The sequence below is a fragment of the Clostridium sp. CAG:43 genome, assembly GCF_000434655.1.
Classification (GTDB): domain Bacteria; phylum Bacillota; class Clostridia; order Lachnospirales; family Lachnospiraceae; genus Otoolea; species Otoolea fessa.
The window spans coordinates 13,196-18,553 of sequence record NZ_FR895016.1 but is presented as its reverse complement, the minus strand read 5'-3'; the positions used below and the strand labels follow the sequence as shown (position 1 = coordinate 18,553).

Sequence of the window (5,358 nt, the reverse complement as noted above, 5' to 3'; positions counted from 1 at the left end):
CCGGATTTCTGAAGCGCAGTACATATCCGGTGGCTGCTTGGCGGATGAATGAGCCGTAACCGGCGGCCGGAACAACCGGATTTGGGATGTTCCCGTAGTTAAAGGAGCGTGAACCTATGAAAAAATATATACTGAAGCGGGTGGGAATATCCATTGTGACTGTGTTTGTTCTCGTATCCGTTGTATTTTTCCTGGCAAGGCTGATGCCGGGCGGACCGTTCAATGACCCGAAAATGTCAGCAACCGCAAAGGCCAATTTAAGTGCCTACTACGGATTCGATAAACCTTTACTCCAGCAGTATCTGACATATCTGAATAATCTGATTCATGGAAATTTCGGTTTTTCTACCAAATATCCGAGCCGTACCGTCAATGACCTTTTAGCAGGCGCATTTCCGTATTCGGCAGACCTTGGTATCCGCGCATTATGTTTTGCGATTTCCTTTGGTCTTGTATTTGGTATTATTTCTGCATTAAACCGTGGCAATAAAATTGATTTAATTTTTGTAATTGTAGCTGTATTTGGTACAAGTGTCCCGGACTTTATCATGGGCGCACTGCTGCAGCATTTCTTTGCAGTCAAATGGGGACTGTTCCCGATCGCGCAGTACAAGGGCTTTTCGTACACGATCCTGCCGTCGATCGGACTTGGATTCTACACGATGGCGTCCGTCTCGCGTATCATGCGTGCGAGTATGCTGGAGGTGGTCCAGCAGGATTATATCAAGACGGCGCGCTCGAAGGGGATTTCCAAGTTCCGTGTGACCTGGAAGCATCAGATCCGGAACGCGATCATGCCGGTTGTCACGATCCTCGGTCCGACGGTAGCAGCCGTTCTGACCGGCACATTCGTTATTGAGTCCCTGTTTGCGATTCCTGGCATGGGTAAATATTATGTTGAGAGTGTGCAGAACAACGATTACTCCCTGATCCTTGGCATGACAGCGTTTTATGGCACATTCCTTGTATTCTGTAACATGGTAGTTGATATTTTGTATGGCGTGATCGACCCGAGAGTGCGGATCGGCGGAAAGTAGGTGGCAGTATGGGTGAGATGAAAATAAAAGATGGAAATGTGCTGCCTTCTGAGGGTTCCGGCGCAGCAGCAGGCACATCCGAAAACTTGGCAGACGGACACACGATTACCCGCGACAAGTTTGAGATGGTAGGTAAAAATATTGAAAAAATGGAATCGATCTCCCGGCCGAGCCTGACCTTCTGGCAGGAGGCGTGGAGACGAATCCGGACGAATAAGGCGGCATATTTCAGTCTGATTCTGTTGATTGCATATGGACTGTTAGCGATCTTTGCACCGATGTTCAGCCACTACGGATTTGACCAGCAGGATGCCTATTCGATGAGCAAAGGGATTTCAGCAGCTCATTGGCTGGGAACCGACTCTCTGGGGCGTGACCTCTGGGTACGTGTCTGGATGGGCGCACGTGTTTCTTTGACGATCGGTCTTCTGGCAGCCCTTTTAAATACAGTAATTGGTACGGTGCTGGGCGGTTTCTGCGGCTATTATGGCGGCAAGTTTGATATGATCGTCATGCGTATCATCGATGTTATTTATGGTATCCCATCCCTGATCGTCTGTATTTTGGTTATGGTAGTATTAGGCTCCGGCGTTAAGAGCTTAATCATTGCAATGGTTATCGTTGGATGGACGGGAACCTGCCGTTTCACCAGAGGCGAGGTATACCGCCTGAAAGAGCAGGATTTCGTACTGGCAGCCCGCGTCATGGGCGAGTCGGCGTTCACCATCATCGTGCGTGAGATCATCCCGAATATAATGGGTCTTCTGATCACAAACCTGACAATGGCAATCCCGAGCGCCATCTTCCAGGAGGCGTTCTTGAGTTATATCGGTCTCGGCATTTCCCCGCCGCAGGCAAGCTGGGGTGTCCTTGCGAAAGAGGGAACCCGTATGATGACGGCAGCGCCGCATATGCTGTACGTGCCGGCATTCTTTATCTGTACAACTGTACTGGCGCTCAACCAGCTCGGAAATGGCCTGCGGGATGCATTTGACCCGAGATTGAGAGGAACGGAATAGGAGGTAGGAGACAATGGCTAAAAATATACTGGAAATCAAGAATCTGACCTTCTCGTTCCATACATACGGCGGCGTGGTAAAATCCGTCCGGGATGTCAGTTTTAATGTACGCGAAGGCGAGATTCTTGGAATTGTAGGCGAGAGCGGATGCGGCAAGAGCGTTACCTCCCAGTGCATTTTAAAGCTCAACCCGGAGCCGCCGGGATTTTTTGAGGGCGGTTCGATCAAATATAAAGGCGAGGAGATCATCACCAAGACAGACCGCGAGATGCGGAAGATCCGCGGTGTGGAGATTGGATTTATCTTTCAGGATCCGATGACCTCGTTAAACCCGACCATGACGGTTGGAAAACAGATCGAGGAGGTTTTTGTCGGACGGAAAGGGATGACCCGGGCAGAAGTCAGGGAACGGGCGCTGGAGATCCTGCGTTTGGTCGGCATTAATGAGCCGGAGCGCCGTTATAAACAGTATCCGCATGAGCTGTCCGGCGGTATGAAGCAGCGTGTCATGATCGCGATCGCGCTGGTCGGCAAGCCGAGCATCATCATCGCCGATGAGCCGACGACCTCGCTGGACGTAACGATCGAGGCACAGATCCTGGATCTTCTGAAGGAACTGCGCGATAAGATGAACACCTCGATTATCCTGATTACCCACGATCTCGGAGTTATCGCCAAGATGTGCGACCGCGTGCTTGTTATGTATGGCGGCAAGGTGGCTGAAAAAGGAACGGTTGATGAGATCTTCTATGAGACGGCACATCCGTACACGGCAGGTCTCATCAAATCAATCGCTACGCTGGATACCTCCAAAAATCAGAAGCTGGTGCCGATCGATGGAACTCCGCCGGATCTGTTTGCACCGCCGAAAGGATGCCCGTTTGCAGCGCGCTGTGAGTTTGCGATGAAGGTCTGTTATGAAGAACAGCCGGAATTTCACAGGCTTTCAGACGAACATACCTGTGCGTGCTGGCTGCAGCATGAGTATGCGCCGAAGGTGGATATCATGAAAGGGCTGACTGAGGCGCAGAAACAGGAAGAAGAGGAAAATGTTGCGGCTCTGCCGGAAGAGAAACGGAGGGGACACCATGGCAAAACGAATTGATAGGAGCACACCCCTGTTCCAGGTCACGGATCTCTGCCAGTATTTCAACGTCGGCAGGGGAAAAGTGCTGAAAGCAGTTGATCACGTGCATTTTACGATTTATAAAGGGGAAACGTTGGGGCTGGTAGGTGAGAGCGGATGCGGCAAGTCCACGACGGGACGGTGCCTGGTAAAGCTGTATGAGCCGGCAGCAGGCACGATCACCTATAAAGGAAAAGATATTTTTAAATACACCCGTGAAGAGGAAAAAGCATTCCGCAAGAACGTGCAGATGATCTTCCAGAATCCGCATTCTTCCCTGAACCCGCGTATGACGGTCAAGGATATCATCGGTTCCGGCATGAAACTGCATGGACTGGCGACGGACAAGGATGTGGATCAGAAGGTAGAGGCGATCCTGAAGCGCGTCGGTCTGAACCGCGACCATATGTCCCGTTTCCCGCATGAGTTCTCCGGCGGTCAGAAACAGAGAATTGGTATTGCCAGGGCATTAGCGGTCGAACCGGAGTTTGTGATCTGCGACGAGCCAATCTCCGCACTGGATGTTTCAATCCAGGCGCAGGTTTTAAATATGTTAAAGGAACTGCAGGAAGAAATGGGACTGACCTATCTCTTCATCGCGCATGACTTGAGCGTTGTCAAATACATTTCCGACCGTGTCATCGTTATGTATCTGGGAACGATGGTTGAATTTGCCGATTCCGAAGAGCTGTATGCACACCCGCTGCATCCGTACACGCAGGTGCTTCTGTCCTCGATTCCAGTTGCGGATCCGAAGCTGGTGCGTGAGAAGAAGCGTATCATGGTCAAGGGCGAGATTCCAAGCCCGATCAACCCGAAGGACTGCTGCCGTTTTGCCGAGAGATGTCCGTATGCAACGGAGGAGTGCAGGGCGAAGCTGCCGGAACTCCGGGAAGTGACGCCGGGACATTTTGTGGCTTGTCATATGGTAAAGTAAATTAAATAGATTCGTGAAGGCGTCGAAGCTGACGGGGACAGGACAGCCTGGCTTCTCAGACTTATCATTGTTCGCTTGCTTTCGCTACAGATGCTCGCCTGATGCGGACTTACATCCGCCTCATTCGGACATCTGTGCTCAAAATGCGTACAATTTGATAAGCTGAAAGCCAGACCGCCCTGTCCCCGTCAGCTTCTTAGTTTTTTTGCTAATTGAGGGAGTAATTGTAGACATTGATCGCCGACTGGTGTAAAATATTAGTTAGAATTTTTTTGAAATTATGGCTGAATTTGGAAAATTTTAACGATATATAACAGAAAGGTGGATTTTCTATGCAGTACGATTTTGACACACCGATCGATCGGACCCATACTTGGTCGATCAAGCATGATTTTAAGAAAGAAAATGGGAAAGCGGATGATATTCTGCCGCTCTGGGTGGCGGATATGGATTTTCGATCGCCGGACAGCGTGGTTGAGGCGCTGAAAAAGGCAGTGGATCACGGGATTTTCGGTTACAGCCGGGCAGATGAGTCGTACTTTGATGCGGTGGCAGCGTGGTATCAGAAACGCCATCACCTGACTCTGCAGCCGGAGTGGATGACCTGCACGCCAGGTATCGTGTTTGCACTCTCGATCGCAGTGCGGGCTTTTACCCAGGAGGGCGATGCGGTGTTGATCCAGCCGCCGGTCTACCATCCATTCAGCCGGGCGATCCTCCGCAATAAGCGGACGCTGGTGGAGAATCCGCTGGTTTTAAAAGATGGACATTATGAGATGGATCTGGAAGATCTGGAGCAGAAGGTACTGGATGAGCATGTCAAACTGATGATTTTATGTAATCCGCACAATCCGGTTGGCCGTGTCTGGACGAGGGAAGAGCTGACCGCACTGGCTGACATCTGCCTGCGCCACCATGTATACGTGATCAGCGACGAGATCCATGGCGATTTTGTATGGCAGGGGCATGAGCAGACTCCGTATGCGTCGATTTCAGAGGAAGCATGCCTTCATTCGATGATGTGTACAGCGCCGAGCAAGACTTTTAATCTGGCTGGCATGGCGACATCAAACCTCTTTATCCCGGATCCGGAGATGCGGCGTAAATTCCGGTCGGAGCTGCTGGATGTTGGTCAGGAAAATATGAACCGTCTGGGATTGTTCGCCTGCCGTGCAGCGTATGAAGGCGGCGGGGAATGGCTGGATCAGCTTATCGGCTATCTGGCTGGCAATCTGGCAC

The 5,358-nt window shown here is 50.9% G+C and carries 5 protein-coding genes; all 5 read left to right on the top strand.

Going from position 1 to position 5,358, the window contains the following annotated elements; translation table 11 throughout:
- Nucleotides 1–116: 116 nt before the first annotated feature.
- Nucleotides 117–1,037 (top strand): ABC transporter permease, encoded by a 921-nt coding sequence (locus QVO97_RS01510; RefSeq protein WP_022358658.1) that lies wholly within the window; start codon nt 117–119, stop codon nt 1,035–1,037.
- 8 nt (nt 1,038–1,045) lie between these two features.
- Nucleotides 1,046–2,056, top strand: a complete 1,011-nt coding sequence (locus QVO97_RS01505) for an ABC transporter permease (RefSeq protein WP_022358657.1) — start codon at nt 1,046–1,048, stop codon at nt 2,054–2,056.
- A 13-nt stretch (nt 2,057–2,069) separates the two neighbouring features.
- Nucleotides 2,070–3,161, top strand: coding sequence for an ABC transporter ATP-binding protein (locus tag QVO97_RS01500; RefSeq protein WP_022358656.1), 1,092 nt, complete (start codon nt 2,070–2,072; stop codon nt 3,159–3,161).
- On the top strand, nt 3,145–4,119 hold the full coding sequence (locus QVO97_RS01495; protein ID WP_022358655.1) for an ABC transporter ATP-binding protein: 975 nt from the start codon (nt 3,145–3,147) through the stop codon (nt 4,117–4,119). The genes QVO97_RS01500 and QVO97_RS01495 overlap by 17 nt, the downstream gene beginning before the upstream one ends.
- 332 nt (nt 4,120–4,451) lie before the next feature.
- Nucleotides 4,452–5,358: MalY/PatB family protein (locus tag QVO97_RS01490; RefSeq protein ID WP_288188603.1), on the top strand; the 907-nt coding region annotated here is incomplete at its 3' end.